The 1,085-nt window shown below is 63.3% G+C and carries 1 protein-coding gene; it reads right to left on the bottom strand.

Going from position 1 to position 1,085, the window contains the following annotated elements; translation table 11 throughout:
- On the bottom strand, window positions 1-1,085 hold a 1,085-nt coding region (locus PMI30_RS23930), incomplete at both ends, for a VCBS domain-containing protein (protein ID WP_008006942.1).

Raw genomic sequence — 1,085 nt, 5'->3', positions numbered from 1 at the left:
GTTTGTGCCGGAAGATCAGCGTCGGTCGCTGTCACCGTCGTGACCACCGAGGTGTTCTCCGCCACGCTGACCGAAGCCGTCGTACCACCGCCGTTGGAGGTGATTGTTGGCGAGTCGTTGCTGCCGTTGATGGTCACTGTCACCGCAGTCGCGGTGCCGTCGGCACTGAGTACGGTGAAGGTGTCGGTCAGGCTGTCGCCGACATTGAGTGTGTTGAAGGCCGAGTTGGCGGTATAGCTCCAGTTGCCGGCGGCATCGATGGTGAAGGTTCCGTTGGCACCGGCGGTACCGGATTGGGCCTGGAAGGTTTCCGGGCTGTCGACGTCGCTGATGGTGAGGGTGCCAGCTGTGGTCAGCGGGGCATTGGTTTCGGTCAGCGTGACGCTGGCTGAGGACAGTACGGCGGCGTCGTTACTGCCTTTGATGGTGACGGCCACCGAGGTCGCGGTGCCGTCGGTACTGAGTACCGTGAAGGTGTCGGTCAGGTTATCGCCGACATTGAGTGCGTCGAAGGCCGAGTTGGCGGTATAGCTCCAGTTACCCGCGGCATCGATGGCGAAGGTTCCGTTGGCGCCGGCGGTACCGGATTGGGCCTGGAAGGTTTCCGGGCTGTCGATGTCGCTAACGGTGAGACTGCCGCCGGTGGTGAGTGGGGCATTGGTTTCGGTCAGCGTGACGCTGGCCGAGGACAGCACGGCGGCGTCGTTACTGCCGAGGATATGCACGGTGACCGAGGTGAGGGTACCGTCGGCACTGCTCACCGCGAAGGTGTCGGTGTAGGTGCTGCCAGCGACGAACTCGTTGTGGGCGGAGTCGGCGACATAGCTCCAGGCACCATTGGTGCCGATGGAGAACTGGCCGTAGCTGCCGGCGGTATTGGTCTGGGTGACGAAGGTCGCGGCGCTGTCGACATCGCTGATGGTCAGGGTGCCGTTGGTGGTCAGTGGGGCATTGGTCTCGGTCAGGTTGGCGATGTCGGCGGATAGCACGGCGGCGTCGTTAGTGCCGCTGACGGTAACGGTCACCAGCTGAGTGTCGACGCCACCTAGGCCATCGCTGACCCGCACGGTGAACACTTCATCGTG

The organism is Pseudomonas sp. GM50 (assembly GCF_000282375.1).
Lineage (GTDB): Bacteria > Pseudomonadota > Gammaproteobacteria > Pseudomonadales > Pseudomonadaceae > Aquipseudomonas.
This window is presented reverse-complemented; position numbering and strand designations above follow the sequence as displayed.